At 58.2% G+C, this 24,001-nt stretch carries 24 protein-coding genes; 11 read left to right on the forward strand and 13 right to left on the reverse strand.

Features of this window, described 5'->3' with window-relative positions; translation table 11 throughout:
- The first annotated feature begins 4 nt into the window (after positions 1-4).
- Both hrpT and LH86_RS11500 read left to right on the forward strand, forming a co-directional pair.
- Positions 5-190, forward strand: coding sequence for an HrpT family type III secretion system protein (gene hrpT / locus LH86_RS11495; protein WP_039301356.1), 186 nt, complete (start codon positions 5-7; stop codon positions 188-190).
- 178 nt (positions 191-368) lie between these two features.
- A complete protein-coding gene (locus LH86_RS11500) occupies positions 369-1,319 on the forward strand; it encodes a type III secretion protein (RefSeq protein ID WP_039291378.1) in 951 nt (316 codons plus the stop codon).
- A gap of 810 nt (positions 1,320-2,129) precedes the next feature.
- Here LH86_RS11500 and sctU read toward each other — a convergent pair.
- From sctU to sctW, 11 genes are read right to left on the reverse strand one after another with little or no spacing between them, the layout of a single operon-like run.
- Complete coding sequence (gene sctU / locus LH86_RS11505) at positions 2,130-3,212, reverse strand: type III secretion system export apparatus subunit SctU (RefSeq protein ID WP_039301359.1); 1,083 nt, start codon at positions 3,210-3,212, stop codon at positions 2,130-2,132.
- Positions 3,213-3,236: 24 nt separating this feature from the next.
- Entirely contained in the window at positions 3,237-4,046 is an 810-nt protein-coding gene (gene sctT / locus LH86_RS11510; protein ID WP_052045574.1) for a type III secretion system export apparatus subunit SctT, read from the reverse strand.
- Positions 4,043-4,309: a type III secretion system export apparatus subunit SctS gene (gene sctS / locus LH86_RS11515; protein WP_039291380.1), complete on the reverse strand. Its 267-nt coding sequence runs from the start codon at positions 4,307-4,309 to the stop codon at positions 4,043-4,045. Before sctS ends, sctT begins: the two co-directional genes overlap by 4 nt.
- 7 nt (positions 4,310-4,316) lie before the next feature.
- Positions 4,317-4,982 (reverse strand): type III secretion system export apparatus subunit SctR, encoded by a 666-nt coding sequence (gene sctR, locus LH86_RS11520; RefSeq protein ID WP_008460987.1) that lies wholly within the window; start codon positions 4,980-4,982, stop codon positions 4,317-4,319.
- Entirely contained in the window at positions 4,982-6,034 is a 1,053-nt protein-coding gene (locus LH86_RS11525; RefSeq protein ID WP_039301362.1) for a FliM/FliN family flagellar motor switch protein, read from the reverse strand. Before LH86_RS11525 ends, sctR begins: the two co-directional genes overlap by 1 nt.
- The gene (locus LH86_RS11530; RefSeq protein WP_039301365.1) at positions 6,031-6,654 is read right to left on the reverse strand and encodes a type III secretion system HrpP C-terminal domain-containing protein; all 624 of its coding nucleotides are present in this window, start codon (positions 6,652-6,654) and stop codon (positions 6,031-6,033) included. Before LH86_RS11530 ends, LH86_RS11525 begins: the two co-directional genes overlap by 4 nt.
- Positions 6,651-7,118, reverse strand: a complete 468-nt coding sequence (locus LH86_RS11535) for a hypothetical protein (RefSeq protein ID WP_039301369.1) — start codon at positions 7,116-7,118, stop codon at positions 6,651-6,653. Before LH86_RS11535 ends, LH86_RS11530 begins: the two co-directional genes overlap by 4 nt.
- The gene (gene sctN, locus LH86_RS11540) at positions 7,105-8,469 is read right to left on the reverse strand and encodes a type III secretion system ATPase SctN (protein ID WP_039301372.1); all 1,365 of its coding nucleotides are present in this window, start codon (positions 8,467-8,469) and stop codon (positions 7,105-7,107) included. Before sctN ends, LH86_RS11535 begins: the two co-directional genes overlap by 14 nt.
- Positions 8,463-9,407, reverse strand: coding sequence for an FHA domain-containing protein (locus tag LH86_RS11545; protein ID WP_039301375.1), 945 nt, complete (start codon positions 9,405-9,407; stop codon positions 8,463-8,465). Before LH86_RS11545 ends, sctN begins: the two co-directional genes overlap by 7 nt.
- A gap of 11 nt (positions 9,408-9,418) precedes the next feature.
- On the reverse strand, positions 9,419-11,515 hold the full coding sequence (gene sctV / locus LH86_RS11550) for a type III secretion system export apparatus subunit SctV (RefSeq protein ID WP_039301377.1): 2,097 nt from the start codon (positions 11,513-11,515) through the stop codon (positions 9,419-9,421).
- A 27-nt stretch (positions 11,516-11,542) separates the two neighbouring features.
- The gene (sctW, locus tag LH86_RS11555) at positions 11,543-12,718 is read right to left on the reverse strand and encodes a type III secretion system gatekeeper subunit SctW (protein ID WP_039301380.1); all 1,176 of its coding nucleotides are present in this window, start codon (positions 12,716-12,718) and stop codon (positions 11,543-11,545) included.
- 262 nt (positions 12,719-12,980) lie between these two features.
- Here sctW and LH86_RS11560 point away from each other — a divergent pair, with 262 nt between their 5' ends.
- Positions 12,981-13,574, forward strand: coding sequence for an RNA polymerase sigma factor (locus LH86_RS11560; RefSeq protein ID WP_039301383.1), 594 nt, complete (start codon positions 12,981-12,983; stop codon positions 13,572-13,574).
- A gap of 45 nt (positions 13,575-13,619) precedes the next feature.
- The gene (locus LH86_RS11565) at positions 13,620-15,107 is read left to right on the forward strand and encodes a histidine kinase (RefSeq protein WP_039301386.1); all 1,488 of its coding nucleotides are present in this window, start codon (positions 13,620-13,622) and stop codon (positions 15,105-15,107) included.
- On the opposite strand, the gene LH86_RS11570 is transcribed toward LH86_RS11565, so the two are convergent.
- Positions 15,085-15,717 (reverse strand): response regulator transcription factor, encoded by a 633-nt coding sequence (locus LH86_RS11570; protein ID WP_008461003.1) that lies wholly within the window; start codon positions 15,715-15,717, stop codon positions 15,085-15,087. The two genes, LH86_RS11565 and LH86_RS11570, sit on opposite strands and share 23 nt — an antisense overlap.
- 227 nt (positions 15,718-15,944) lie before the next feature.
- Here LH86_RS11570 and LH86_RS11575 point away from each other — a divergent pair, with 227 nt between their 5' ends.
- The 6 genes from LH86_RS11575 to ybiB all read left to right on the forward strand — a co-directional run bounded on the left by LH86_RS11575 (position 15,945) and on the right by ybiB (position 22,273).
- On the forward strand, positions 15,945-16,427 hold the full coding sequence (locus LH86_RS11575) for a CesT family type III secretion system chaperone (RefSeq protein ID WP_197061679.1): 483 nt from the start codon (positions 15,945-15,947) through the stop codon (positions 16,425-16,427).
- A 20-nt stretch (positions 16,428-16,447) separates the two neighbouring features.
- Positions 16,448-17,083, forward strand: a complete 636-nt coding sequence (gene xopG, locus LH86_RS21705; protein WP_052045575.1) for a XopG/HopH/AvrPtoH family type III secretion system effector — start codon at positions 16,448-16,450, stop codon at positions 17,081-17,083.
- Positions 17,084-17,160: 77 nt separating this feature from the next.
- Positions 17,161-18,540 carry a hypothetical protein gene (locus LH86_RS11585; protein ID WP_039301392.1) on the forward strand — a complete coding sequence of 460 codons (1,380 nt, stop codon included), beginning with the start codon at positions 17,161-17,163 and terminating at the stop codon, positions 18,538-18,540.
- A 2-nt stretch (positions 18,541-18,542) separates the two neighbouring features.
- Positions 18,543-18,941, forward strand: coding sequence for a CesT family type III secretion system chaperone (locus tag LH86_RS11590; protein ID WP_039301395.1), 399 nt, complete (start codon positions 18,543-18,545; stop codon positions 18,939-18,941).
- Between the two features lie 195 nt (positions 18,942-19,136).
- Entirely contained in the window at positions 19,137-21,296 is a 2,160-nt protein-coding gene (gene dinG / locus LH86_RS11595; protein ID WP_039301398.1) for an ATP-dependent DNA helicase DinG, read from the forward strand.
- Between the two features lie 14 nt (positions 21,297-21,310).
- Positions 21,311-22,273: a DNA-binding protein YbiB gene (ybiB, locus tag LH86_RS11600; protein ID WP_039301401.1), complete on the forward strand. Its 963-nt coding sequence runs from the start codon at positions 21,311-21,313 to the stop codon at positions 22,271-22,273.
- Between the two features lie 130 nt (positions 22,274-22,403).
- On the opposite strand, the gene ybiJ is transcribed toward ybiB, so the two are convergent.
- Positions 22,404-22,664 (reverse strand): DUF1471 family protein YbiJ, encoded by a 261-nt coding sequence (gene ybiJ / locus LH86_RS11605; protein ID WP_039301403.1) that lies wholly within the window; start codon positions 22,662-22,664, stop codon positions 22,404-22,406.
- Between the two features lie 361 nt (positions 22,665-23,025).
- Between ybiJ and LH86_RS11610 the strand changes: the two genes are divergently transcribed.
- Complete coding sequence (locus tag LH86_RS11610; RefSeq protein ID WP_039301404.1) at positions 23,026-23,859, forward strand: helix-turn-helix domain-containing protein; 834 nt, start codon at positions 23,026-23,028, stop codon at positions 23,857-23,859.
- Positions 23,860-24,001: the final 142 nt, after the last annotated feature.

Consider the following 24,001-nt stretch of genomic DNA (forward strand, 5'->3'; position numbering starts at 1 on the left):
CACGATGAAACCTTCGATTTTGTTACTGATGGCGCTGACGTTTGTGCTTAGCGGCTGCGCCACCCGCAATGACAACGGCTGCGACAGCGTGGCCTGCAGGCCGCTGTCAGACAGCCACCACCTGACTATCTGGTGGCCGAACGATATGCGTAACGGCGTGCAGGATTACACGCAGATGCCGGTGCGCTGAGTGCCAGAGCGGGCGTGGCCGTTTGCACGCCTGTTTTTTAAAAAATCTTTTTTTTCCTGATGTTATGCAGTTTTGTGGAACCGAAGCCGGTTTCTTTTCACTTAACAGGCGTCTTAATACTGCGAACCAGCAGGGCTGGTCGCCTGTATCAACCCCGTTGTCATGGTGAGGTAATCGAATGAGTACGATTGGAAATATGCTGAATCTGGCCACTGCATTACCGCAGCTGGCGCTGAACGCAACCCCAGAAGGTATGGCCGCTAACCTGTTGAAAAACGTTGGCGATCAGATGGTGCATGACATTGCATCCAAGCTGACCAACCTGCTGTTCTCTGGCGGCATGAACGGTAACAACAATAACAACACCTTTATGTCCCCGCAGAGTCAGGGCGGCGCGAGCATGGGTAACACGCTGGCAATGAGCAACATGCAGCAGATGCTCCAGCAGGTGCTGCAGCAGATGGGCGTGAATTCCCAGAACTCTCCGTTCAACAGCCAGGCGGGTGCAGGCAACATGAATGCCTTCAACAGCGGCATGAGCAACGGCCTGCAGTCGCCGTCTACCGGCATTGGCCTGGTCCAGCTGCCGCTGTCCACCACCAGCGCCAACAGCGCAAACAGCTTCAACCAGCTGGGTAACAGCATGGGCAGCCAGCTGGGCAGCAAAATGGGCCTGCAGGCGCTGGATGACGTGAAGTCAGATACCAGCGGCCTGAGTGCAATGCTTGGCGGCGGCGGTAAAGTTGACGGCGGCTCAAAAGAGACTCGCGCGGAAATCGGTAAATTTATGGATCAGCACCCGGAGATCTACGGCAAGCCGCAGAGCGCGGGCGCCGGTATGCCGGGCCTGGTGCACATTGGTAAAGGTCCATCCAGCTGGGAAGATGCGCTGAAAAACAGCAAGCCGCTGAGCGGTGACTCGCTGAAAGCCTTCCAGTCCGCGAAAAACGATCTGAAAACCTCCATGGTCGGTGGCTCTATCCCGGGTTCCGCTACGGCACCGGGCAACGGCTCTTCCAGCCTGCTGATGAACGCCGACGCGCAGCTGTTTAACGGCAATATCATCAAAGATGCCATGAAGCATCACCACGGCGCGCTGATGAACCTGGCCAGCGCCGTGCTGGCCTAAGAGATTGGGTTGTAATCCACAGATGTTCTTTTTGACGCGTGGTGCAGGGTAACTTCGCCACGCGTGTTTCGCGAAACTCTTCTTCGCCCTCTATTTGACCGGTTTTTCTGCGCTAATCGCGTGGGATACCGGTCTTTTTTTATCTCTCGATCGCGCCCGTGTATTGCCAGTGCAGAATAATTATTCGACTCTCTCCCTAAGAGCTGTCTCGTAGTCAAAAATCCCTGCGATTATGTAAGAGCGGCGAATATTCCGTTCACTTCCAGTTCTGTTTTATCTGTTACCACCGAACTCGTGAACGGCTTGGGGGAGTCACCGTCACTCCCCCGAGACCCCGGACTCCCGGCCAAATAAATCGACCGCTGAAGCGGCAGACCTCCGTTTTATCTCCCAGTCCTGGGTCGGCTGAGATGCGTTTCCGACGGCCGGACCCTGGCCAGTAGGAGATAAAACGGAGGTGATTTAAGCCGGAACCATGCCTCGCTTTATGTTTAGCACTGACTTAAAACTCAGCGTCGCTTCTCACCCTCACCCTAACCCTCTCCCTGGAAGGGAGAGGGAATAAACAATGTCTCCCGTGGCTTTTGTGTCCTCCCTCGCCCCTTTGGGGAGAGGGCCGGGGTGAGGGGCTGAATTGTTCACGAATATTTAGGTGATAGCCGGTGGGTTTGCTGCTTAGCGTTTCTGAACATGCGGGGAAAAAAGATCTATAGGTGAACGGAATAACTGCAGAGTGAAAGATATCCCCTGGAGGATTCACAAGTAAAATGTGACTAAGAAAGAACTCAGAGGAAGGGAAAATCGCCCGCGCTACTCCTCAAACTCAATCGTCTCGCCCTTCAGGCGGCCCTCAAGTTTGCGCAGCAGGCGGTAAATAGCGGCCACCGCTTTTAGCGTATCGCGTGGGATATAGGCGCCTTCTTCGGTGGTGCGGTAAAGATTGCGGGTCAGCCAGACGTAGCGCACCACCGGGATATTGGCGGCGTGAGCCAGTTTAATCAGCGCTTTGGCGTCGTCATCCTGCGCTTTAAACAGCAGAACCGGCAGCGGCGTTTCGTCCGGCAGATAGCGCAGCCCCACGGCGTAGTGCGTCGGGTTCACCAGCAGCACGTCGGCTTTTTCCATCTCCTGTGGGGTGACTTTTTTTGCCGGTGCGTTGAGGATTTCGTGGGCGACGTGCTTACGGTGGCCTTTGGTATGCGGGTCACCTTCCATCTGCTTGTATTCGTTTTTCACATCCTCGTGGCTCATGCGGTTTTGCTTGAGGAAGAAATATTTCTGCAGCGCAAAGTCGGCCACCGAAAACACCAGCATCACGCCAACGATGGTGTGGGCGAGAGTTTCCAGAATCGCCACACCCGCATGCCAGAAACCGTCCAGCGTGCCGCCTGAAAGATTGGCCATTTGCGACAGGCGGGGTTTGATCAGCAGCCAGAACACCACCGAAAGGGTGATGGCCTTCAGCAGGCTGTTTAGGATCTGAATAAATTGCTTCACCGAAAACATCTCTTTGAATTTATTCAGCGGGTTCAGCGCCTCAAGCTTCGGGGCCAGCGCGGCGATGGCAAACAGCGGGCCAAACTGGATCCAGCCTGCGGCGATGCGCAGCAGGATCACGGTGCCCACCGTCATCATAAAAAACACCCCGACGGTCAGCAGCGCGGCGCCGCCAACTTCCCCTAACGCCTGGTTGAAAGGGCTGCTGAGGCGCATCAGCGGCAGGAGCATCAGCGCCTGCAGCTTCGCCATGCTGGCTTCCATCATGGAAAAAATTAGCTGCAGGACGCCGAACATAATCAGCAGTTTGGGGATGTCCTGGCTCTGGCTGACCTGGCCTTTTTTGCGGGCCTCCTGAAGTTTATGGGGGCTGGCCTTCTCTGTTTTTTCACTCACGGCTTGGCACCCTCCGAAGCGGCGTTACCAGGTGGTTTGACGGGCGGGCAGAATATCCGCCAGGTGCGGGATCATATCGCGCAGGCTGCTGAACTGGTGGCCGGCGAAATACTCCAGCGTGGGCAGGTAAAAGATAAAGAACAGCAGCCCGGCGATGCATTTCAGCGGCACGGTCAGCACCGTGGCCTGCAGCTGCGGGCTGTAGATGCTGAGCACGCCGACGGCAAAATCGAGGAACAGCAAGAGCAGTACCAGCGGGCCGGCATACAGAATAGTGTCGATAAACATCTGCTTCACCTGGCCGAGGAACACCAGGAAGCCCTGCTCGCGGAAGTCGGGCAGCCAGCTGTCCACCGGCCACAGCCGGTAGCTGTCCCAGATAACCTGGGTGGCGAGGGACAGGCCAAAATTGACGATCAGCACCATCATCGACCACTGCAAAAGCATGTAGCCGAGCGGCGTTTCGTCTGCGCCCAGCGCCGGGTTAAGCTGGCCGCCGCTCAGCGCCCCACGCTGGTTATCAAACAGCACGCCAACGGACTCAAACAGCCAGAAGGGAAGCGCCAGCAGGTAACCAAGAAAAATCCCCAGAACCACTTCTTTTAGCATCATGGCGACAATGCCCCACGGCGTGTGCGGAGCATGAATCAACATTGGGACAATGGTCGGTGTGACAAAAAGCGCCAGCGGCACGACAACCGCCGTGCGGATCATGCCTTTCAGGGCCGAGAACGCAAACAGCGGCGTCAGTAACACGCAGGGGTAAATACGGGCGATTGCCAGCCCAAGCCCCAGCATGCCGTTGAAAATCGGCGTCAGCTCGGCGGCAATCATCGCAGGGTTCCGGACGCGGCCATCATGTTGAAGGCGGACTGCGCCAGTTCCACCATTTGCAGGCCTATCCAGCGGCCGCTCAGCGCCAGCGTGGTGCCTACGGCCACCAACTTGATGGCGAAGGGCAGGGTCTGATCCTGGAGCTGAAACACCGCCTGCAGGAGGGACACCACAATGCCCACCAGCACGGCGACCACCAGCGGCGGCGCGGAGAGCACAACCACCATCAGCACCGCCTGCTTAAACATGTAGATCATGTCCATAACGTCCTCACATATAGCTGTAGAACAGGCCGTCCAGCAGGCGCGTCCAGCCGCTGACCATGACAAAAAGCAGAATTTTGAGCGGCAGAGAGATGGTCATCGGCGACACCATTTGCATCCCCAGCGCCAGCAGCACGTTAGAGACAATCAGGTCCACCACCAGGAAAGGGATAAAAATTAAAAAGGCGATCTTGAAGCCGTTTTGCAGCTCGGACAGCACGAAAGCCGGGATCAGGATCAGCAGGTTGTCGCGCTGGTGGACGACCTTCTCCGACAGATCTTTCGGCCACATGCGCTGGCTGTTTTCCATCAGGTGCGTTTCCAGATCCGGGTCGCTGTTGCGCAGCATAAAGTCGGTCAGCGGCTTTATGCCGTACTGCAAGCTGTTCTCTAAGCGCTCGGCGCTGGTGGTATCGAGAGGCTTCTCTTTGAAGCGGGTTTGCATCCCGTCGAATACCGGCGCCATCACGAACAGTGTGGCGGCCAGGGCGATGCCGTAAAGCGCCATGTTGGGCGGCGTTTGCTGCACCCCGATGGCGTTTCGTGTCAGCATCAGCACCATCGAAATCTTGAGAAAGCTGGTGGTGATCATCAGCAGCAGGGGCAGCAGCGAAATGGCCCCCAGCAGGATGGCCAGCGCCAGCGGATTGAATGAGCTGATATTCTCGGCCATCACACGGGTTCCATAGCCGTACCCGTCTGGCGCAGCATGCGGGTGACCTGGAAGCCGAGCGTGCCGTTAACGTCCACCAGTTCACCTTTCGCCAGCAGGCTGTTGCCGTGGCACAGCAGCGCCTCGCCCGGCGTGACGTGCTGAACCAATACCGTTGACCCCGCATCCAATTGCTGGAGTTCGCCGAGCGTCAGCTGTAAGTTGCCGCAGCGGATGGTTAAATCCAGCGACAAGTCGTCGAAACTCCCCCGTGTTGTTTGCCATTCCCCGGCGGGTACCACTTCTTCGCCGTCCTGCTGATCGTCGTACTCCAGGGGGGCGTTCGGGTAAGTCATGGTTAGCTCCTCGCTAAACGTAATGTGTAGTAAGTCTCTGTGAGTGGTTTCGCTCGCCAGTTCCAGGTGAACCTGAAATTGTCGCCGTGCCAGCGGCATAACGCCGTGTCCTTCCGGTGAAAAGAACGTCTCGGCAGGCAGAAGCAAATCTCCGCTAGCCAGGCGGCGGGCGGCACCTGAGGAAAGCTGGAGCTTGCCAACGGTCAACGGTAACTGGAGCGGGAATTCAGGGTTAAGCGGGGCCATCAGCCGCTGCCAGGCGGGATGTTGGGCAAGCTGATGCAGCGTGCCCCAGGAGAGCGACAGCAGCGTGCTGGCCTGAGCTTCGCCGAGAAAAACCTCAAGGCGCAGCGTGATGTCAGGTTGTTGCCGTTCTTCGGCAGGCCGCAGAAACTCAAAGAGTTCAGCCAGTTGGGGGCTGAGCTGTTGGCTGAAATAGCGCCAGTACCAGGCATTGTCCTCGGTGGAAACGCCGGGCAGCGCAGGGCAATCGGCCATTAGCCTCAACACCGGCAGCGGGTCGCTAAAAAGCAGCGTACCTGCCGCGCAGTGAAAAGCTTCACCCGGCATGTCTGACCGGGGCTGCGTTCGGGAAGGTAAGAGGCGAAGTTCACCGGCCAGTTCTTCCCGGAAGAAAGGGAGCCGCCAGCCGCTGCCGATCCAGCGCCGCAGCCGGGCTTCGTCCGGTGACTGAGCGGCAAGTACCAGGCGTTTCATACCGCCTCCCGCCGCTTAAAGCGCAGGCGAACTTTTTTCCCCAGACGGCCGCTGAGCGAGCCTTGCCCGTCCTGTTCAAAGCCGCGTACTTTGTCCCAGGCGTTGGCGGAAAAGCCGAGTGCAATATCCAGCCCATCGCCATTGGCCGGGGTGACTTGTGCTACCACTTCGCCTAAATCCGGCAGCAGCAGGCTAAAGCGGGCGGGCAGGCTTTCCTGCTGTTCAATGCCTTGCACCAGGTGCGATTCCAGCATCGCCTGCAGGGCGGAAGCCTGGGATTCACTGGTCTGCTGCGGCTGCTCAGCGCCGCCGAGCGAGCCGTCAAACAGATTGAGCGCCAGGATGGGCATCACCGGGGCGGGCTCATCGTCAGACAGGAGATCGCTGAACTCTTTTTCATCCCGCGACAGCTTCTGGCGATCGCTGGCCCGGCCGGACGAGGACGCGCTGCGAGCGGGCATCTGCGGCATAAAGGGCGTGCTATTCCCTGGCGTGCGCGGCGCGCGAGGCGTTGGCGTTTGCGGGCTGTTTTCCGGCTGGTGGTGTGGCTGCGGGGCCGGATGAGCCTGCTGCCAAAGTTTCGGCTGCGGGTGAGCGTTTTTTAGCGCGTGGTGAATCATAAAGCGTTCCCCTGATTTTGGTTGAGCAAATACTCCATTTTTTCGATGTCCCGCTGGCAGCGCTGCACGGCTGACTGCGCGGCGGTCAGCCGCTCCTGCTGCTGTTGCACCTCTTCCTGTAGCTGGTGCGTGTGCTGAATTTGTTGAATCACGCCCGCTCGGCTGGATTTCTCAACGTCCAGCGTCTCCCGCAGGTCGTTCAGCGGCTGCATGACGCCCGCGTGCTGCGGCACAAAATCATTGCGCAGCTGCAAATAGCCGATTTTCTGTTCTGCCAGCTGCTGCTCGCCCTGTTCGACGGCCTGCTGGCAGCGCCGGAGCTGCTGCTCATGCTGGCGGTGCTCGCTTTCACAGCGACGCAAGCGGCGCCGCCGGATGGGCAGCAAAAGCGTCAGCATCTGCTCCAGTGCAACCTGCTGCGGGTCGGGTGAGAGTGGCGTTTCGGCCTCGCTATAACGGCGCATAAGCAATCACCTCCTGTAGCTGCTGGCGGGTATCGACGAAGTCGCTTGGGGCGTGGTTGGCCTGGCGTAAAAAGGCGTTGATGGCCGACTGAGACTGTACGGCGGCGTCGGTCATCGGGTCATTTCCAGGCTGGTATTCTCCGAGGCGAATCAGCATTTCGACCTGCTGGTATGCCGACATCATCTGGCGCAGCGTGCTGGCTTCGGCAATGTGTTCCCGTGGAACAACGTTGCTCATGGTTCGGCTCAGGCTGGCCAGCACGTCCACGGCCGGGTAATGCCCGCGCTCCGCGAGGCGGCGGGTCAAAACAATGTGGCCGTCTATCAGCGAGCGGACTTCGTCGGCCACGGGATCGTTCATCGAGTCCTGTTCAATCAGCACCGAATAAAGGGCGGTGATGGAGCCGCGCGAGGTTTTCCCGGCGCGCTCGAGCAGCCCCGGCAGTAGGGTATAGACCGACGGCGGCAGTCCGCCCCGGCCAGGAGGTTCGCCGAGCGCCAGGCCAATTTCACGCTGGGCGCGGGCAAAACGCGTCAGCGAGTCGATAATCAGCAGGACATTTTTACCTTTGTTACGGAAAGCCTCGGCAATGGCCGTGGCGGTAAACGCCGCGCGGGCGCGTTCCATACTGCTGCGGTCAGAAGTGGAGCACACCAGCACGGTGCGTGAGCGCAACTCGGCATCCAGTTCGTGGTCGAGGAATTCGCGGAGTTCGCGGCCACGCTCGCCAATCAGGCCGAACACAATGGCATCGCACGGTGTGTTACGTGCCATTTCTGCAAGCAGGGTCGTTTTACCGCAGCCAGCCCCGGCAAAGACGCCTACGCGCTGGCCCACGCCGATCGTCAGCACGCCGTCAATGGAGCGAATGCCCGTCGGCAGAGGAGTATCAATGCGCGGCCTGTCCGTGGGCGGTGGCGCATCGCCGAGCACGCCCCGGGCGTCCGGGGTTTCACTAGCCAGAGCAAAAGCAGACAGGCTGTCTTCGTCGATGGCGCGGCCAAAGCCGTCCAGCACGCTGCCAAATAAGCTGTCCGACACGCTAATAGAGTGGGGTTGAAACAGCGGCGTGACGCGGGCACCCTGGGCAATGCCGTCCAGCGGCCCCAGCGCAGAAAGTAAAGTGTGGCGAGGGTTAAAGCCGACAACTTCGGCCATCACTTCTGTATCGCCGCTGCGGCTGATCAGACACAGGTCGCCAATGCGCGCCTGCGGCAAACTGCTTTCCAGCAGAATGCCGCTGATGCCGGTGATGCGCCCGTAGGCGCTGACGGCGGAAAGCTGGCTCAGCGAGCGGTGGCGCTCTGCAAACCAACTGTTGAGGTCGTTCTGATAGCGCACCATTACCATTTCACCGCGATATTTTCCTTGCCGCCAAACTGCACGCTGTCGCCGGTAATGCCGGTCAGACGCAGGCCGTTGCGCTCGTCCCCGACAAACAGGCGCTGCCCATCCTCGGTCACGATGTTGGCGTGCGGCCCGGCGGTAATTTGCACGATATGGAAAGGCAGCACGGCCTCGCGCACTTTGGTTTGGTTAGTCAGCATCACCTTAAGCTGATAATCGCTGCGAATGCTGTCCACCATGCGGCTGACAATCGGCAGCTGGTTTTCCTGCAAATCACCGGTGAGCGTAATGCCCTGCGGCGTGCTGGCCAGCTGTACTTTGTTATAGAGTTCCCGCTCGCGCAGATCCTGTTCCAGCACGCTGCGCAGTTCGTTGCTATTGGTGATCGCCGGTTTAATTTGCGGCTCGTCGTCGCTGTTTTGCTGGGCGATGCCGGGCTGCAACACCCAGCTGAAAATGGTGAAGGTCAGCAGCATCAGGCTGGACAAGGTGAAGATTTGCGCCCAGCGGGGCAGAATTCTTGCCAGCAGCGAACGGCGTGCGGCCGGAGCCGGTTTGCTTTGTGTCCCGCCGACAGGTTCGCGTATGGCGGATTCTGGCTCACTCGGGCTGACAGCAGGCAACGGCGGTGGCGGGCGGTTATCCCATTCGTCATCAGCGGCAGCAAGCGTCAGCCAGACGCCGCCGACGGCGAAGATTTCACCGGGCTGCCAGAGCTGTTGGGCGCTCAGGCGTTCGCCGTGGCGGTGACAAACGGTGCCTTCCATCGGCGTGAGCATCCAGCCTTCGGCGCTGCGGCTTAGCAGGGCGTGGCTGGCTTTAATACCGCCATCGTTGAGCTGCAAATCGCTGTCGGCGGCGTTGCCCAACTGCCAGCGTTCGCCGCTTAACGGCAGCGCCGCGCCTTCATGTAATCCGTTTAATACTCTCAGCTCATACATGGCAGCACCCTTTATGCAGTGAAGGCGTCAAGCGCGTTTTCGTGAATATCAATGCGCCCCAGCACGTTGACCGGCAGGTTAAATTGCAGCTCGGCGAACGAGAGCACCGGGACGTGATGGAATTCGTCCTGGATGAGCAGGCGCAGCGGACTACGTAAATCCTGGGCAGACAACAGCACGCTGGTTTGCCGCTGGAACAGGGGAAACACTTCCCGCAGCTGCTCCAGCAGCAGGGCGTGCTTGTCCTGACTAAGAGCGAAGAAGGTTTCGTTCTGCGTCTGGCGCAGGCTGTCGCGCAGGATCTCTTCGGTTTCCGGCGTCAGCAGCCAGACCTGTATCCCGCCGTCGTGGCTGTACTGGTGGCAGATGTGTTCTTTGATGTCGATGCGAACCTGGTCGACCAGCAGGCCCACATCGCGCTCGTGCTGGCCGTGCACAATCAGCGATTCGGTAATACTGCGCACCGAGCGCAGGGAAATGCGTTCGGCCACCAGGCGCTGCAATACGGCGCTCAGGCGGGTGATCGGGAAAATGCGCTGGAATTCCTGCGCCAGCTCCGGCAGGTCCATCTCCAGCCACGAAATAATGGCGCGGGTCTCCTGCAGGCCGATAAAGCGTGGGCCGCTGGCAAAGAGCGCTTCTTCCATGCGGGCAAGCAGCAGCTGATGCGAACTCCAGGATTCCATCTGGAATTTATCCAGCAGCGGATCGTTTTCCTCCAGCCACGCCCAGCCTTTTTCCTGCGGATAGGTTTCGGTACTGAGTTCGGTGCCGGTCTCTTCCTGGGCCAGCAGGCGGTAGTCCAGCGCCCGCTTGCTTGAGCTGAAGGTGCCAATCACTTTCGGCACTTCATACACCAGAAAGCGAAATTCATCGTCAGGCTGGTACGGTGAAAAATCGATGTTGAAGACCGGCAGCGTGAAGCCGTACTGATTCACGATTCGGTTCCGCAGGCGGCGAATGTCTTCGATAAGCGCCATGGCCGCCGGGTCACCGGCGCGAGCCGACGAGAAGCTGAGGACAAACAGGCGGCTGGGGTTGAAGGTACGAATATCTTCTTCGCCGTTGGCTTCCGGGGCGACAATTTCGCCGCCGGTGCTGGTGGCCGCCGCGCGTTTGGCCCGCCACAGCTGAAATAGCCCCGAGCCCAGGGTGATTATCCCGAGCACGATAAACACCGCCGTAGGCATGCCCGGCAGCAGGCTGAAGCAGAACATGCCGATGGCGGACATGATCCACGCCTTGGGCTGGTTGGTTAACTGGTCGCTGATTTCGCGGCCAATGTTGTTGTTGGGGATGTCTTCGTTGGCCGACACGCGGGTGATCATCATCCCGGCGGTCAGGGAGATAAGCATCGCCGGGATCTGGTCAATCAGGCCGTCGCCGATGGTCAGAATGGAGTAGACATTGGCGGCGTCGCCCGCGGCCATGCCCAGCTGCAGCACGCCAATACAGAAGCCGCCCACCATGTTAATGCTGAGGATCACGATCCCGGCGATGGCATCGCCTTTGACGAACTTCATGGCACCGTCCATTGCCCCGAAAAGCTGGCTCTCTTTCGCCAGATCTTCACGTTTGCTTTTGGCCTGCTGGACGTTAATCAGCCCGGCGCGCAGGTCGCTGTCGATAGACATCTGCTTGCCCGGCATGGCATCGAGGGTAAAGCGGGCGGCCACTTCGGCGATACGCTCCGAGCCTTTGGTGATCACCAGGAAGTTCACCACCGTCAGGATCAGGAACACCACCAGCCCCACCGCCAGGTTGCCGCCGACCACAAAGTTGCCGAAGGCGGTGACGATATGCCCGGCGTTTTGCTGCAGCAGGATCTGGCGAGTGGTGGAGATAGACAGCCCGAGGCGGAACATGGTGGTCAGCAGCAGCACCGCCGGGAACGTGGTGAACGCCAGCGGTTTGGGCAGGTACATCGCCGTCATGATAAGCAGGCACGACACGCTGATGTTGACCGCAATCAGGACGTCAATCAGCCCCAGCGGCAGCGGGATGATCAGCATGAACACCACCGCCAGCGCGATGAAAGCCCCGACGACTTCGGAGCGTTGCATGGCGGTTATTGCCAGCCGGTTAAGAAGGTTAAACAAAGCGTTCATGGGCTATTCAATCCTGGTGAAGTCCGTTTACTGCGCCAGCTGGCTGCGTTTTTCCCACGCGGCGTATTCGCCGTTCAGGGTGCGGAGCAGAAGCAGGGCGTTGCTGCGGGTTTCATCGTTCCCGCCCCAAATTTTTTCCGGCAGCGCCTGGAGCAGCGTCAGCAGACCGTTGAAAAAGAGCGACTGCTGCAAAGGTTTTTCGCCCACCACCTGCAGCCCAAGCTGGGTCAGGTCGCGGGAATAGAACCCGTTGCGGCACATGCTGAGTAAGGATCGGGTCATGACATCGGCCCCCATCGTGACGTGGGAATATTTGCTCTTCAGGCGGTCAAGGAACTGGGCGACTTCCGACAGCGTGTGCGTAATAGCGCGGGTGTCGTTCAGCCCGGAAAGCAGGCGGCGCAGGGCCGTCGGCGGGGCGGAAGGGGCCAGCGCGGCGATGTCATCGGAAAGCGCGCGCTGTAATGTGCGCAGGGCGGGCACGAAGCCGTCGACGCCAAACTTGTCCAGCAGCACGTCCATGATGTTGTCGGCGGACTGCTGGTTGATCACGCCGCTGTAATAGAGCTTGCGCATTTCGCGCTTCTGCGCCGGATCGCTACTGAATGCGGCAATCGCCGGGGCGGTATTCACCCCCGCGTTAATTTTTTCCGGGTGCTGCTGTTGCAGGTCGGCAAGCATTTGCTCGACGCGTGCCGCCAGCGCCGGATTGCTGCCGTTGCGTAGGCGCATCGCCATCAGGCTGAGGGTGACAAACGCGGAGGCCGGGTCGTGATTGGCCTGTTCGAGCAAATCATCCAGCGTCGGGGTCTTCCCGTCACCCCCCGACAACATCCGTTCGAAGGCCGATTCCTGCTCGGCCTGCTCTTTCCCCGACGGGCTTTCAAGCAGTTTCCCCAGCTCCACAAGGTGAGTGACCTTGATAGCCGCCACGGAGATACGGCGCAGCTGGGTGGCCTGCGTGCGCTGCTCCTCGTGTTTGATTTTCTGCTCGATGCTTTCCGCGAAGGTCGATGCCATCGACTCCTGGGCGGCTCCGGGCCGCTGCGGCGCGGGCGCTGCACGAGTGGCGGACGAGGAACTGCTCGCCGCGCTCTTGTCGTTGTTAGTGTCGTTGATCAGTTCATCGACCAGGGCGTCTGCCTGTTCGGTTTCGAGACGCAGATTGTGGTGATGGTGGTGCTGAGGGATTCTCATGTTCATTGCGGTGTGCCTTACCCGATTCGCCTGTCAGTGTGTGGGCTAAGGCCTGGGGCGGTTCCCCGGAAAATAAAAAATTTCCGCCGCTGGAGGTGTGTAAAAAGTTGCACAAACCCGTTTTCGGGCTGTGTGTGTTTTTGCTCATATTTATCTGATTAATAAAAATTAAATATTAATAATCAATGCATTAAGTTGATATTTTTCGCTGGCACGGCGCTTGCTATAGGACGAACTCCTGAATCTATTCCATAAAAAGGTGTTCACTATGTCAGCGATGTTAGATTTCGAATCACAGGTTTTCCCGGATGCGCAGGCTGCTTTTGAGTCCAACGTTGTGCAGGGCGAGTTTCCGGTGGTTAACTGGGAGCGCGTGATGCGCGACAACGAACAGCGGTTGTACAATTTTATTCGTAAACGCGTGGCAAATTTTGCCGATATAGAAGACCTTGTGCAGAACACCTGGTATGAAGTGATTCGTAACAAGCACAAATTTTGCGGCACGTCGCGCCCGGAAACCTGGATGTTCGGGATTGCGGTAAACCTGGTGAAAAATCACTATAAATCCGTCAAAGTGAGCTACCTGCACGATGAGTTAAACGATGATGTGCTCGGTACGCTGCTGCATTCGGAGCAGCCGGAAGGGGTGACTGAGGGTAAGGACATCCTGTCGAAAGTGTTGCAGCGCATTGCGCAACTCCCTGAAGATTATCAGCAATTATTACAGCTGATCGTTGATCACGATATCAGCTACCAGGAAGCGGCTGACCGGATGACTATTCCTATCGGCACCGTGCGTTCCCGCCTTTCCCGTCTCCGACAGTCTTTGAAACAGGATCTGGGGTGGGACAGTCTGAACTGAGCGAGCGGTGCTTCGTTACTCCCTGAACGAGAAGAATCACACTCTATGAAACAAGACGGCGGGCCGCACCCACGGCCCAATGACACTCAGGCATTGCTGAGCGCCGCTTTCAACAGCATGCGCGAACTGGTTTTCATTGTTGACAGGGATTTCAATATTGTTTTTGCCAACCACAAGGCGCTCAGTCTTTGCCTGCCGGAAGATGCCGGCCAGGCAAGGGCCGGGCAGCTGGTAGGCGAAAATATTTTTACCCGGCTGCGAGGCTATGGCGATCTGCCGCTGCTGGCGGTGGTTGAGCAGCAGCTGGATCGGCCAGAACATTCGCCTTACGGCGATAAAATTAACGCCCGCTTTCAGGCGGCAACGCAGGCTATTCCGGTCGAGGTTTGCCCGAGCCGCTTCGAGTTTCAGCGGCAGAACTGGGTGATGATGGTGGTGTGTGATACCCGCTATCGCAATGATATTCATCGTTTTTACTACGATCGTGAAAATGAACTTCGCGACATTCTGGACAATATGCCGGATGCGATCCTGCGCGTGGACAGCGAGCAGCGGCTGCTCTATGCCAACGAAACGGCGCTACAGTGTATGCCCAAGAGCGCGGCGGCCATCGGGCTGAAGATAAACTCGCTTATCGGGGACTCGACGCTGATGGAGCAGATCAGCTGGTCGCTGCAGCTGGTGCTGAGCAAGCATATTCAGCTGGAGGCGGTACTGCACGGTGCGCTCTCGGATTTGCGGGTGTCGAGAATCTACCAGGCACGTTTTATTCCTGAATTTACGCAGCAGCAGACGCTGAAATCCGTGCTGGTGATTGCCCGTCCCGCCTCCCGGCAATATTTTGCCGAACAGCAGGTGCGGCAGACTCACGAACAGCTGCGGCACATGACCCAAAAGCTGCAAAGCAGCGTCGAAAACGAGCGCAAGCATATGGCGCGGGAAATCCACGATGAGCTGGGCCAGCATCTGACTTCGCTGCGGGTGGGAATTTCTCTGCTGGGCCAGAACCATCCCACGCTGCGTCATGAAGTTGAACCGCTGACGCAGCTGGTGGATGGCACCATCAAAGTGGTGCGGGATATTGCCACCCAGCTGCGCCCGGCGGTGCTCAATATGGGGCTGAAACCCGCGCTTATCTGGCTGAGGGACCAGTTCAACAAGCACCGTTCCGGCGTGTGTACGCTGACGATTCAGCCGCTGCCGGTGTCGCTGTGTGACGATGAGGTCACCGCGATTTTTCGCGTGGTGCAGGAGTCGCTCACCAATGTGCAGCGGCATGCCAAAGCGCGGGAAGTGGAGGTGAAGGTGCTCACAAGGGGCAAAGTCGTGCTGATTTGCATCAATGATGACGGGCAAGGGTTTGACCCCGGCCAGGTGTCCGACGGGGCCTTTGGGTTATTGAGTATGCGGGAACGCTGCATGATGAAAGGCTGGACGTTTAACATCCACAGTGCGCCGGGCAAAGGGAGCTGCGTGCATATCGAGATCCCTTATGCCCTGCCGGCTCCGGCTAAAGTTTATGATAGCGAATAGCAAACTTGATGATGTCGGCGTTGTTGTCGAACTGCATTTTTTCCATCATCCGGGTCTTGTGGGTGCTGACCGTTTTGTTACTGATGCTTAGCGTTTCTGCGATGCCGTTGATGTTTTCACCGCTGCTCAGCAGGCGAAGGATCTGCTTCTCGCGCTGGGAGAGTGTGGCATAGCGGCGAAGCTGGTCATTTTCCTGGGTTGAAAAGACGATGGCTTCCGCCAGCGAGGGGTCAATGTAGCGCTGGCGGGAGGCGACGCGATGAATGGCGTGCAGTAGCGTTTGCGGAGCCTGGTCTTTGGTAATGAAGCCGTGGGCACCGCTGGCGAGGACCATTTGGGCGATTTGCGGCTCGTTGTGCATGCTCAGCACCAGCACCGGCAGCATCGGCCACAGGCGGGTAATTTGCTGCACCAGCTCCGGCCCGGAGTCGCCGGGCATGGAGAGATCCAGCAGCAGGACATCAACGTCGATTTCCGTCAGCAGCGACAGCACCGTTTTGCCACAGCCCGCTTCCGCTACCACTTTGATTTTCTTATCCAGTGAAAAAATCTGTTTCAGGCCCTCGCGCATCAAAATGTGATCGTCCGCGAGGAGGAGTCTGATTGCCATACTGTCTGTCATCCATAATTTATAGTTATTAAATCGTTCTTTTTTATAAAAATAATTATCACGCACGAATTGCAAAGACGCGTGTTAAATGAACATAGCAGCCTCGCTGCGGCGAATCTAGCTTTGCCGGGGGCGATAAGGTTGCAGCTTGTTACAAGTTCTCCCCGGAACCCGCACCGTCTGTCTGCCACTTACGCCCCATGTTCCTGACCGAGACAGGTGAAATCATGGCGATCGCCGAGCAGCTCTACCACAAACTCCAGCCGCTGTTTAAACAGCTGAATGCCCTAGATATTGTGTTCAACGCCCAGGGCTACTACTCGTTAACCCTCGACGGCGGCCAGCAGGTTTTCCTGGAGCTGACGGAAAATCTGACGCTGGCGATGATGGGCCTGCTGGCGCTGCCGGACAATCCCGGCGAGGCGCTGCTTCTCGAGCTGTTACAGGCCAACCTGAACATTGACCAGCAGCCAGCCATCACCGTTGCCGCTGATAAAGAGCGCGCGCAGCTGGTGGTCTGGGCGGTATTGCCCCTGGACGAGCTGCATCTCGACACGCTGCTGCCTTTGTTGGAGCGGCTGAGCTGGACGCTGTCGGTGATTGGCCGCTGGTGCCAGCCTGCCCCACCGCGCGAGCGCCAGGCTGCACCAAAGACAGAAAAAGATCGGCTTCAGCGCCGCCAGATAGAAGCGCTGATGCTGCGACGCTAACGCCCAACCAGGGGGAAAAGATGAGTACGATTTCTGCCAGCAATGTGGCGCCACATATCGCGATTGAATACCACCGCCCGGAAGATTATCTCGCTGCCGAAAGCGCTTTGCATCAGCTGCTCAGTCGGCCTAACGGCCGAAGCCTGGTGGGCGAACTGCGTAACCTCAGTACCCAGGGTCGGTACGTTAAGGTGAAGGTCACGGCGATGGCGAATACGGTTGCCCGCCCGGTGCTGACCGACTCTCAGGTTCGCCGGTTTCACCTCTCCAGCAGTGAGTACGATAAGGCGCACAATAAAAAAGCGACGCAATTAGCCCAAAAGCAGCCGCTCGGCAAGAAAGGCGAGGGGACCAGCGTCAGCGTCGACTGGAACCCGCGGCAGTCCGTGGCTATTGACGCCCATGGCCGCCCAAGCCTGCTGGACGATCCTTCGCTGGCTTTTGTGTCCCTTGCCCATGAGCTGGTTCACGGCTATCGCATGATGAAAGGGACCTACACCGGAGGGACTTCCGACCGCTACGATACAGGCTCGCCAGCCGGGCAGGAGGAATCCCGCGCGGTGGGCATCGGCAAGTATGCGGGGGAAGCGCTGTCCGAAAACGGTATTCGCCATGAGCACGGCCTGCCGCTGCGCGGGCAGTACGCCGCAGGGTAAATTCTTCCGTAGCAGGAACCACCGCGCCACTCTCCCCACATAACCTGTTGACGCAACAACTAAAGTGGGGAGATATCATGCCGTTAAACAACGTTGATACCAGCCTGCGGGTCGATCCTGGCCTGATAAGCGGTAACTCAAACCGACGGGTCTCCATGCGCCTCGCGCTGGAGCCTAATAACACTCAACATTTCGATTGCACCGTGAACGTGTCGTCGCGCCGGGCAGACGCGCTCTATTATGCCAATAAGGCGATAGATGATACCTGGCGCATTCTGGACATGGGGTCGGGCAACCAAAAGAACCATGTTCGCGCCACGATGGCCGAATCCTATAAGCGAACGCTTCTGTCGCAGAAGGGAACGGGCAACGGGGACTACACCGTGCGCGCCTGGGAAGCCTCTAAGTTTCGGGCGGGCAACTGCGGCGAAATGGCGGCGGTGAATGCGCTATTGTTGGCGAACACCCGCGTCAAACAGCCGGTTTCCGTGGTGCATAACCGCGATGTCGACCACGCCTTTGTGATCATCGGCGATCCGCGGGAAAACGGGCGGTCTGTGGTGTCCGACCCCTGGCCGGAATTTGGCCGGGCGATGCGCATAGAAGACGCGAAGTTCGGCGACAGTTACCACGTACTGCATACGTATCCTGTTGGCCACCGGGACGATGATGTCCGCGAGAAGCTGCTGCGTGGAGAGAAAGCGACGCAGGCGGAAGTGGATAAAGCGTTCCGCAAGGCTGCGCCAAAACTCGCGAAGCTTAGCCCTGAAAAACTGCGGGACTCGGTGGTGGCGGGGCCGGGATACGTGCAGCGTCACGCCTCCAATAACCTGGGGATTCAGTATGATGGCACTGACAGCCGCGGCGTTGTGCAGCATTTTGACCAGTCGCTGTCCGTGGGGCAGATGCGCTCCCGAATGATCGGGCCTCAGGCGGCGGTAGATGCGCAGCAGCGTGGAACGCCTGCGCCCACGTTCACCAGCAACGATCGTCCTCGTCAGCGCACGGAATCGTTCGCCGCGGAATCGTCTTCCCGGGGGCGTCGTCCGAGAACGGCATCCAATGCAGTTCCGCCCGCAGCGCCTCGCCGCCGGGCAAACTCCGTGGATATTCGTCCGGCCCCGGTGCCGATTTACGCCCCACCACCTCCCGCGCCGGGAGGGATGTACAGCACGGTTCCGCTGCCGGGTCATGGTCCCGCGTTCAACTACGGCCCGCCGCCTGCAGCCGCGCCAGTTTACAGCTACGGCCCGCCGCCAGCCGCCGCACCGGTTTACAGCTATGGCCCACCGCCGGTGCACGCCCATGCGCCTGTGCATCCGATGGCAAGCCGACCGGTTTACCGTGAGCCGCCGGTTATTCCGCCTGATGTCTATGGCACCGCGCCAGCCCCTACTCGTACGCGGCCTCGCTCTAACTCAGTCACTGCCGCTTTCCGGCGAATTATAGGTAACTAACGATGCTCGCACCTTCAAAATTAGCGCAAATTTTACAGCCGCTGTTGACCGATGAGCTTGGGCAAAGAGTCGAGCTTGAGAATGCAGAAGGCTATTCCGTTGAGCTTGGCGAGGGCGTGACGCTGGAGATCAGCGAATCTCCGGTTGGGCACCTGCTGCTGAGCTGCATGTTGCCCGTTCAGCCCACCCGGCTGAGCGACACCGATACGCTCACGGTGCTGCTGCAGGCCAATCTGCTGGGGATGGATTATCCGCCGGTACTCACTGGGCTGTTGCCCGACCAACAGCAGGTTGTGCAATGGAGCAGCCTGCCGTTCCATCAACTGGAGGCGGAAGTGCTGAAGCGGCTGTTCAACCGTTTTGCGCAGCAGGCCGAAAAGCTGGCCGCGTGGTTAGTGTAAAAGCGGTCTCCACGTTTTAGCCGCCGCTGTGCGGTTAAAACGTTTTTCTGAATGCACCTCCCGGAAGAGGCAAAAAACGACAGGGTCAGGGGAGTAAAAGTAAAACAATAGTGGCTGTTTATACAGTATCTCGTCATAATTCGGGCCACAGACGCCGTTCTGTGACTTAAATTATTCAGAGAAAGAAGTGATGTTATGGCTTTGTCGTCGGCGCAAAAAGCGCAAATAGGTGCCTGGTATAAGGCGTTACAGCAGCAGATCCCGGATTTTATTCCGCGAGCGCCTCAGCGGCAGATGATCGCCGAGGTGGCGAAGACCCTTGCCGGTGAAGAAGGGCGGCATCTGGCTATTGAAGCGCCGACCGGCGTCGGCAAAACTCTCTCTTACCTGATCCCCGGCATTGCTATTGCCAGAGGGGATCAAAAAACGCTGGTGGTCAGCACCGCCAACGTGGCGCTGCAGGACCAGATTTACAGCAAAGACCTGCCGCTGCTGCGCAAAATCATTCCTGACCTGAAATTTACCGCCGCCTTTGGCCGCGGACGTTACGTGTGCCCGCGCAATCTGGCCGCGCTGGCGACCGATAACTTCACGCAGGGCGATCTGCTGGCGTTTCTGGACGATGAGATGTCGCCGACCAGCAAAGCCGAACAGCAGCGCTGTGCCAAACTTAAAGCCAGCCTCGACGGCTATAAATGGGACGGGCTGCGGGATCACACCGATGAGGCGATTGACGACGATCTCTGGCGGCGACTAAGCACCGACAAAGCCAGCTGCCTGGGGCGAAACTGCCACTGGTATAAAGAGTGCCCGTTCTTTGTGGCGCGCCGGGAAATCGACGAGGCGGAAGTGGTCGTGGCTAACCATGCGCTGGTGATGGCGGCGCTGGAAAGCGATGCGGTGCTGCCGGAGGCGAAAAATCTGCTGCTGGTGCTGGACGAAGGCCATCATCTGGCGGACGTTGCCCGTGACGCGCTGGAAATGAGCGCGGAGATCACGCCAGGCTACAGTCGCCTGCAGCTCGACCTGTTCAGCAAGCTGGTGGAAACCTGCATGGCGCAGTTCCGGCCCAAAAGCCCACCGCCGCTGACCGCGCCTGAACGTCTGACCAATCACTGTGATGAAGTGTACGAGCTGCTGCAGTCGTTTAACACGATCGTTAGCCTTTGGCTGCCGGGCGAGCGGGAAGGCGAACACCGCTTTGAAATGGGCGTCCTGCCCGAAGAGATCATGGTGATTTGCCAGCGCCTGGCGAAGCTGATGGAGGCGCTGCGCGGCCTGTCGGAAGCGTTGCTTAACGATCTGAGCGAAAAAACGGCCAGCCACGACATCGTGCGCCTGCACCGGGCGCTGCTGCAAATGAACCGGGCGCTGGGCTTCTTTGAAGCACAGAGCAAGCTGTGGAAGCTGGCGGCGATGGAGCAGGCTTCCGGCGCGCCGGTGTCGAAGTGGGTGACGCGCGAAATCCGCGAGGGGCAGCCGCATCTGTTCTTCCACTGTGTGGGGATCCGCGTCAGCGATCAGCTGGAAAAAATGCTGTGGCGCAAAGTGCCACATGTGATTGTGACCTCCGCCACGCTACGCTCGCTCAACCGCTTTGATCGCCTGCAGGAGATGAGCGGCCTGCGTGAGAAAGCGGGCGATCGGTTTATCCATCTGGACTCGCCGTTTAATCATATTGAGCAGGGGAAAATCGTTATCCCCAAAATGCGCTTTGAGCCGCTGATGGAGCACGAGGCACAGCATATTGCCGAGATGGCCGCCTTCTTCAGGGCGCAGCTGGCACAGGGCGAGCATAAAGCGATGCTGGTGCTGTTTGCCAGCGGCCGCGCCATGCAGCAGTTTTTAACTCACGTTACCGATCTGCGGCTGATGCTGCTGGTGCAGGGGGATCAGCCCCGCTACCGGCTGGTGGAGCTGCATCGCCAGCGCGTTCAGGCCGGGGAAACCAGCGTGCTGATTGGCCTGCAATCTTTTGCCGAAGGGCTGGATTTGAAAGGCGAGCTGCTGACCCAGGTACACATTCATAAAATTGCCTTCCCGCCGGTAGACAGTCCGGTGGTGGTCACCGAAGGGGAGTGGCTGAAAAGCCTCAACCGCTATCCTTTTGAAGTGCAGAGTTTGCCCAGCGCCTCTTTTAATCTGATTCAACAAGTTGGACGTTTAATTCGCAGCCACGCCTGCTATGGTGAGATAGTCATTTACGACCGCCGCCTGCTGAGTAAACGCTACGGCGAGCGTCTGCTGGCCGCGCTGCCGGTGTTCCCGATTGAACAGCCCGACGCGCCGGAAGCAAAAGTGATAATAACGACGCCGAAACACACTGTACGGCGCAAACGTGTGAGCAAGAAATAGCAAGGAGAGTCTGAATGGACTATCGCAAAATCATTAAAGAAATTGGTCGTGGGAAAAACCACGCCAGAGATCTCGATTTTGATACCGCGCGCGGGCTGTATAGCCACATGCTGAAGGGCGAAGTGCCTGAGCTTGAGCTGGGCGGCGTGCTGATTGCCCTGCGTATTAAGGGCGAAGGTGAAGCGGAGATGCTCGGTTTTTATGAGGCGATGAAGCAGCATGTTATTACGCTCACGCCGCCGTCCGACAAGCCGATGCCGATTGTCATTCCTTCCTATAACGGCGCCCGTAAGCAGGCTAACCTCACGCCGCTGCTGGCGCTTTTGCTCAACAAACTTGGCTATCCGGTTGTGGTCCACGGCGTGAGCGAAGATCCCACCCGAGTGCTGACGGAAACCATTTTTACGCTGCTGGGCATTGAGCCGACCCGCCACGCCGGGCAGGCGCAGGCGAAGCTTGAGTCCCACCATCCTGTCTATCTGCCGATTGGCGCGCTTTGCCCACCGATGGAAAATCAGCTGGCCATGCGCTGGCGCATGGGCGTGCGTAACAGCGCGCACACGCTGGCGAAGCTGGCCACCCCGTTTGAGGAAGAGGCCGCGCTGCGTCTGGCCAGCGTTTCTCACCCGGAATATGTCCCGAAAGTGGCGAAGTTTTTTGCGGATATCGGCGGGCGGGGGCTGTTAATGCATGGCACGGAAGGTGAAGTGTATGCCAACCCTCAGCGCTGCCCGCAAATAACGCTGATTGATGGGCAAGGCACCCGCATCGTGAGCGAGCGGCAAACCGAACACGAAGGCGTCGTGCTGCCGGCAGGCAAAGATCCTGAAATCACCGCCCGCTGGATTGAGCGCTGCGTGGCGGGCGTTGAGCCGGTGCCGCAGTCGCTGAAAATTCAGATGGCCTGTTGCCTGGTCGCCACCGGCGAGGCCGCAACGCTTGAGGCCGGCTTGGCGCGGGTGGACGAAGTTTTCTGAATACTAAGCAAAAAAAAGCCCGCGACAGGCATCGCGGGCAAACAAGGGTAACATCAGGGTTAAACAAGGGTAGTGCAATCAAGGCCGATGAGGGTACCAGCCTTGATCAGGGTATTACTGGAGCGCGGGATTATTTGTAGATAACCGCGGTGCCGCTCATCTGGCCTTCGGTGTTGGCAGAGGTGATCGCGTAAGAGCTTGCGCCAGCGGCTTCTGCTTTAGCGGCCAGTTTTGCTTCCAGGCCATCCAGGGTTGTTGCGCCAGTGGCGGAAACAACGCCGATTTTATTCAGGTTCTGCGCCTGGGCTTCGTTTACAGGTTGGGCAGCGAAAGCACCGAAAGACAGAGTAGAAAGAGCAATTGCAGCTACAGCATATTTGATGGTTTTCATGGCTAAATTCTCGCAGGTTGTTCTGTTAAGGTGACGTTGTTCCGTCGATGTGATTATGGTCACACTTTTCTGCGGAAGAATAAATCGAAGAGAATTGACGACCTTAATCAAAAAAATTGAATTAGTTATAACGTATTGAAATAAATAGTGATTGCGGAGTAAATAGTTTCGCTGCGTGACGTTAACCCTGGAAACACTTAGTTTGCGCACATTTTGCTACTCTTTTTGCCAACGCTGGTCTTACCTGATGGGCAATCGCTTGCGCCTCTTTTTCAGCCTGACTTTGATGATTTGCGCAGTAAGCTGGCGGGGAAGCTTTTATACTGTTCTCTTTCCTTTTTAACCCGACGGATGAGGTTCGATGGAGATAAAGCTGCACTCCAACGCCACAACAACGCCGCGTACGCGAAAGTACATTCAGGAGTCCGCGAAAACGGACGGCGAGCTGGCGGAGGAGCTGAACATTTCGGTCGATACCGTTCGGCGCTGGCGTAAACGCGACGACTGTTACGACAAATCTCACCGGCCGAATACCATCCATCGGGCGTTAAGTCACGAGCAGGAATCGATGCTGGTGTTCCTGCGCGTGCGCCTGGCGCTTTCCCTCGATGAACTTCTCGAGGCCGCTCGCTTGCTGATTCAGCAGGGGATTTCCCGCGCAAGCGTCAGCCGTATGCTGCAAAACTGGCAGCTGTCGCGCATGACTAAGCCAGCGCTCAGTCAGACGCCGGGCCATTTTATGCTGGATACTTTCTCGCTGCCGGAGACGGTTAGCCATAAACAGGGTGAGCTGCTGGTGTTCAGCGAAAGAACCTCCGGCTATATGGCCGTTGCGCTGCGTGAGCGCGGTAGTGAGGAGGTGGCGGAGCCTCTGGTGGGCTTTTTGCGGGAAGGGTTGCCGCTCTCCGTGCTTTCATTAACGGCGAAATCCTGCCCGTTTACGCACAAGCTTGCAGGGGCGCTGGGCGTGCCTTTACAGGCTGCTGCACAGGAGGAGTGGCTGGAAAAAGCCGGGCAGGGTAATTACCACCAGGCGCTGGAAGCGCTGCTGAACGGCGAACGCTTTGATAAGCGGCTGGGGCTGGGGGCCGTGCTGCTGGAGTTTGAAGATCTACTCAATAAAAGGATTATCCGCAGCCGACTGAAAAACCTGACGCCTGAGGCCTGGCTGAAGCTTCATCATTCCCATCGTTAAAGCGCCCCATTGGGGCGCTACAGGTTGCTAACGAGGCGGGAAAAAGCGTGGTTTTTCCCTCCTCGTGGTTAACAGCCGAAAATCAACAAATTGATTTTCCTGTTTTTTAACGTGAGGCCTGATATTTCTTCTCTGGTCAGAG

The organism is Cedecea neteri (assembly GCF_000758325.1).
Lineage (GTDB): Bacteria > Pseudomonadota > Gammaproteobacteria > Enterobacterales > Enterobacteriaceae > Cedecea > Cedecea neteri_B.

Coding starts and splice junctions, on each gene's coding strand:
- hrpT (WP_039301356.1), top strand. CDS start 5: ATGAAACCTTCGATTTTGTTACTGATGGCGCTGACGTTTGTGCTTAGC.
- LH86_RS11500 (WP_039291378.1), top strand. CDS start 369: ATGAGTACGATTGGAAATATGCTGAATCTGGCCACTGCATTACCGCAG.
- sctT (WP_052045574.1), bottom strand. CDS start 4,046: ATGATTGCCGCCGAGCTGACGCCGATTTTCAACGGCATGCTGGGGCTT.
- sctS (WP_039291380.1), bottom strand. CDS start 4,309: ATGGACATGATCTACATGTTTAAGCAGGCGGTGCTGATGGTGGTTGTG.
- sctR (WP_008460987.1), bottom strand. CDS start 4,982: ATGGCCGAGAATATCAGCTCATTCAATCCGCTGGCGCTGGCCATCCTG.
- LH86_RS11525 (WP_039301362.1), bottom strand. CDS start 6,034: ATGAAACGCCTGGTACTTGCCGCTCAGTCACCGGACGAAGCCCGGCTG.
- LH86_RS11530 (WP_039301365.1), bottom strand. CDS start 6,654: ATGATTCACCACGCGCTAAAAAACGCTCACCCGCAGCCGAAACTTTGG.
- LH86_RS11535 (WP_039301369.1), bottom strand. CDS start 7,118: ATGCGCCGTTATAGCGAGGCCGAAACGCCACTCTCACCCGACCCGCAG.
- sctN (WP_039301372.1), bottom strand. CDS start 8,469: ATGGTAATGGTGCGCTATCAGAACGACCTCAACAGTTGGTTTGCAGAG.
- LH86_RS11545 (WP_039301375.1), bottom strand. CDS start 9,407: ATGTATGAGCTGAGAGTATTAAACGGATTACATGAAGGCGCGGCGCTG.
- sctV (WP_039301377.1), bottom strand. CDS start 11,515: ATGAACGCTTTGTTTAACCTTCTTAACCGGCTGGCAATAACCGCCATG.
- sctW (WP_039301380.1), bottom strand. CDS start 12,718: ATGAACATGAGAATCCCTCAGCACCACCATCACCACAATCTGCGTCTC.
- LH86_RS11560 (WP_039301383.1), top strand. CDS start 12,981: ATGTCAGCGATGTTAGATTTCGAATCACAGGTTTTCCCGGATGCGCAG.
- LH86_RS11565 (WP_039301386.1), top strand. CDS start 13,620: ATGAAACAAGACGGCGGGCCGCACCCACGGCCCAATGACACTCAGGCA.
- LH86_RS11570 (WP_008461003.1), bottom strand. CDS start 15,717: ATGGCAATCAGACTCCTCCTCGCGGACGATCACATTTTGATGCGCGAG.
- LH86_RS11575 (WP_197061679.1), top strand. CDS start 15,945: ATGGCGATCGCCGAGCAGCTCTACCACAAACTCCAGCCGCTGTTTAAA.
- xopG (WP_052045575.1), top strand. CDS start 16,448: ATGAGTACGATTTCTGCCAGCAATGTGGCGCCACATATCGCGATTGAA.
- LH86_RS11585 (WP_039301392.1), top strand. CDS start 17,161: ATGCCGTTAAACAACGTTGATACCAGCCTGCGGGTCGATCCTGGCCTG.
- LH86_RS11590 (WP_039301395.1), top strand. CDS start 18,543: ATGCTCGCACCTTCAAAATTAGCGCAAATTTTACAGCCGCTGTTGACC.
- dinG (WP_039301398.1), top strand. CDS start 19,137: ATGGCTTTGTCGTCGGCGCAAAAAGCGCAAATAGGTGCCTGGTATAAG.
- ybiB (WP_039301401.1), top strand. CDS start 21,311: ATGGACTATCGCAAAATCATTAAAGAAATTGGTCGTGGGAAAAACCAC.
- ybiJ (WP_039301403.1), bottom strand. CDS start 22,664: ATGAAAACCATCAAATATGCTGTAGCTGCAATTGCTCTTTCTACTCTG.
- LH86_RS11610 (WP_039301404.1), top strand. CDS start 23,026: ATGGAGATAAAGCTGCACTCCAACGCCACAACAACGCCGCGTACGCGA.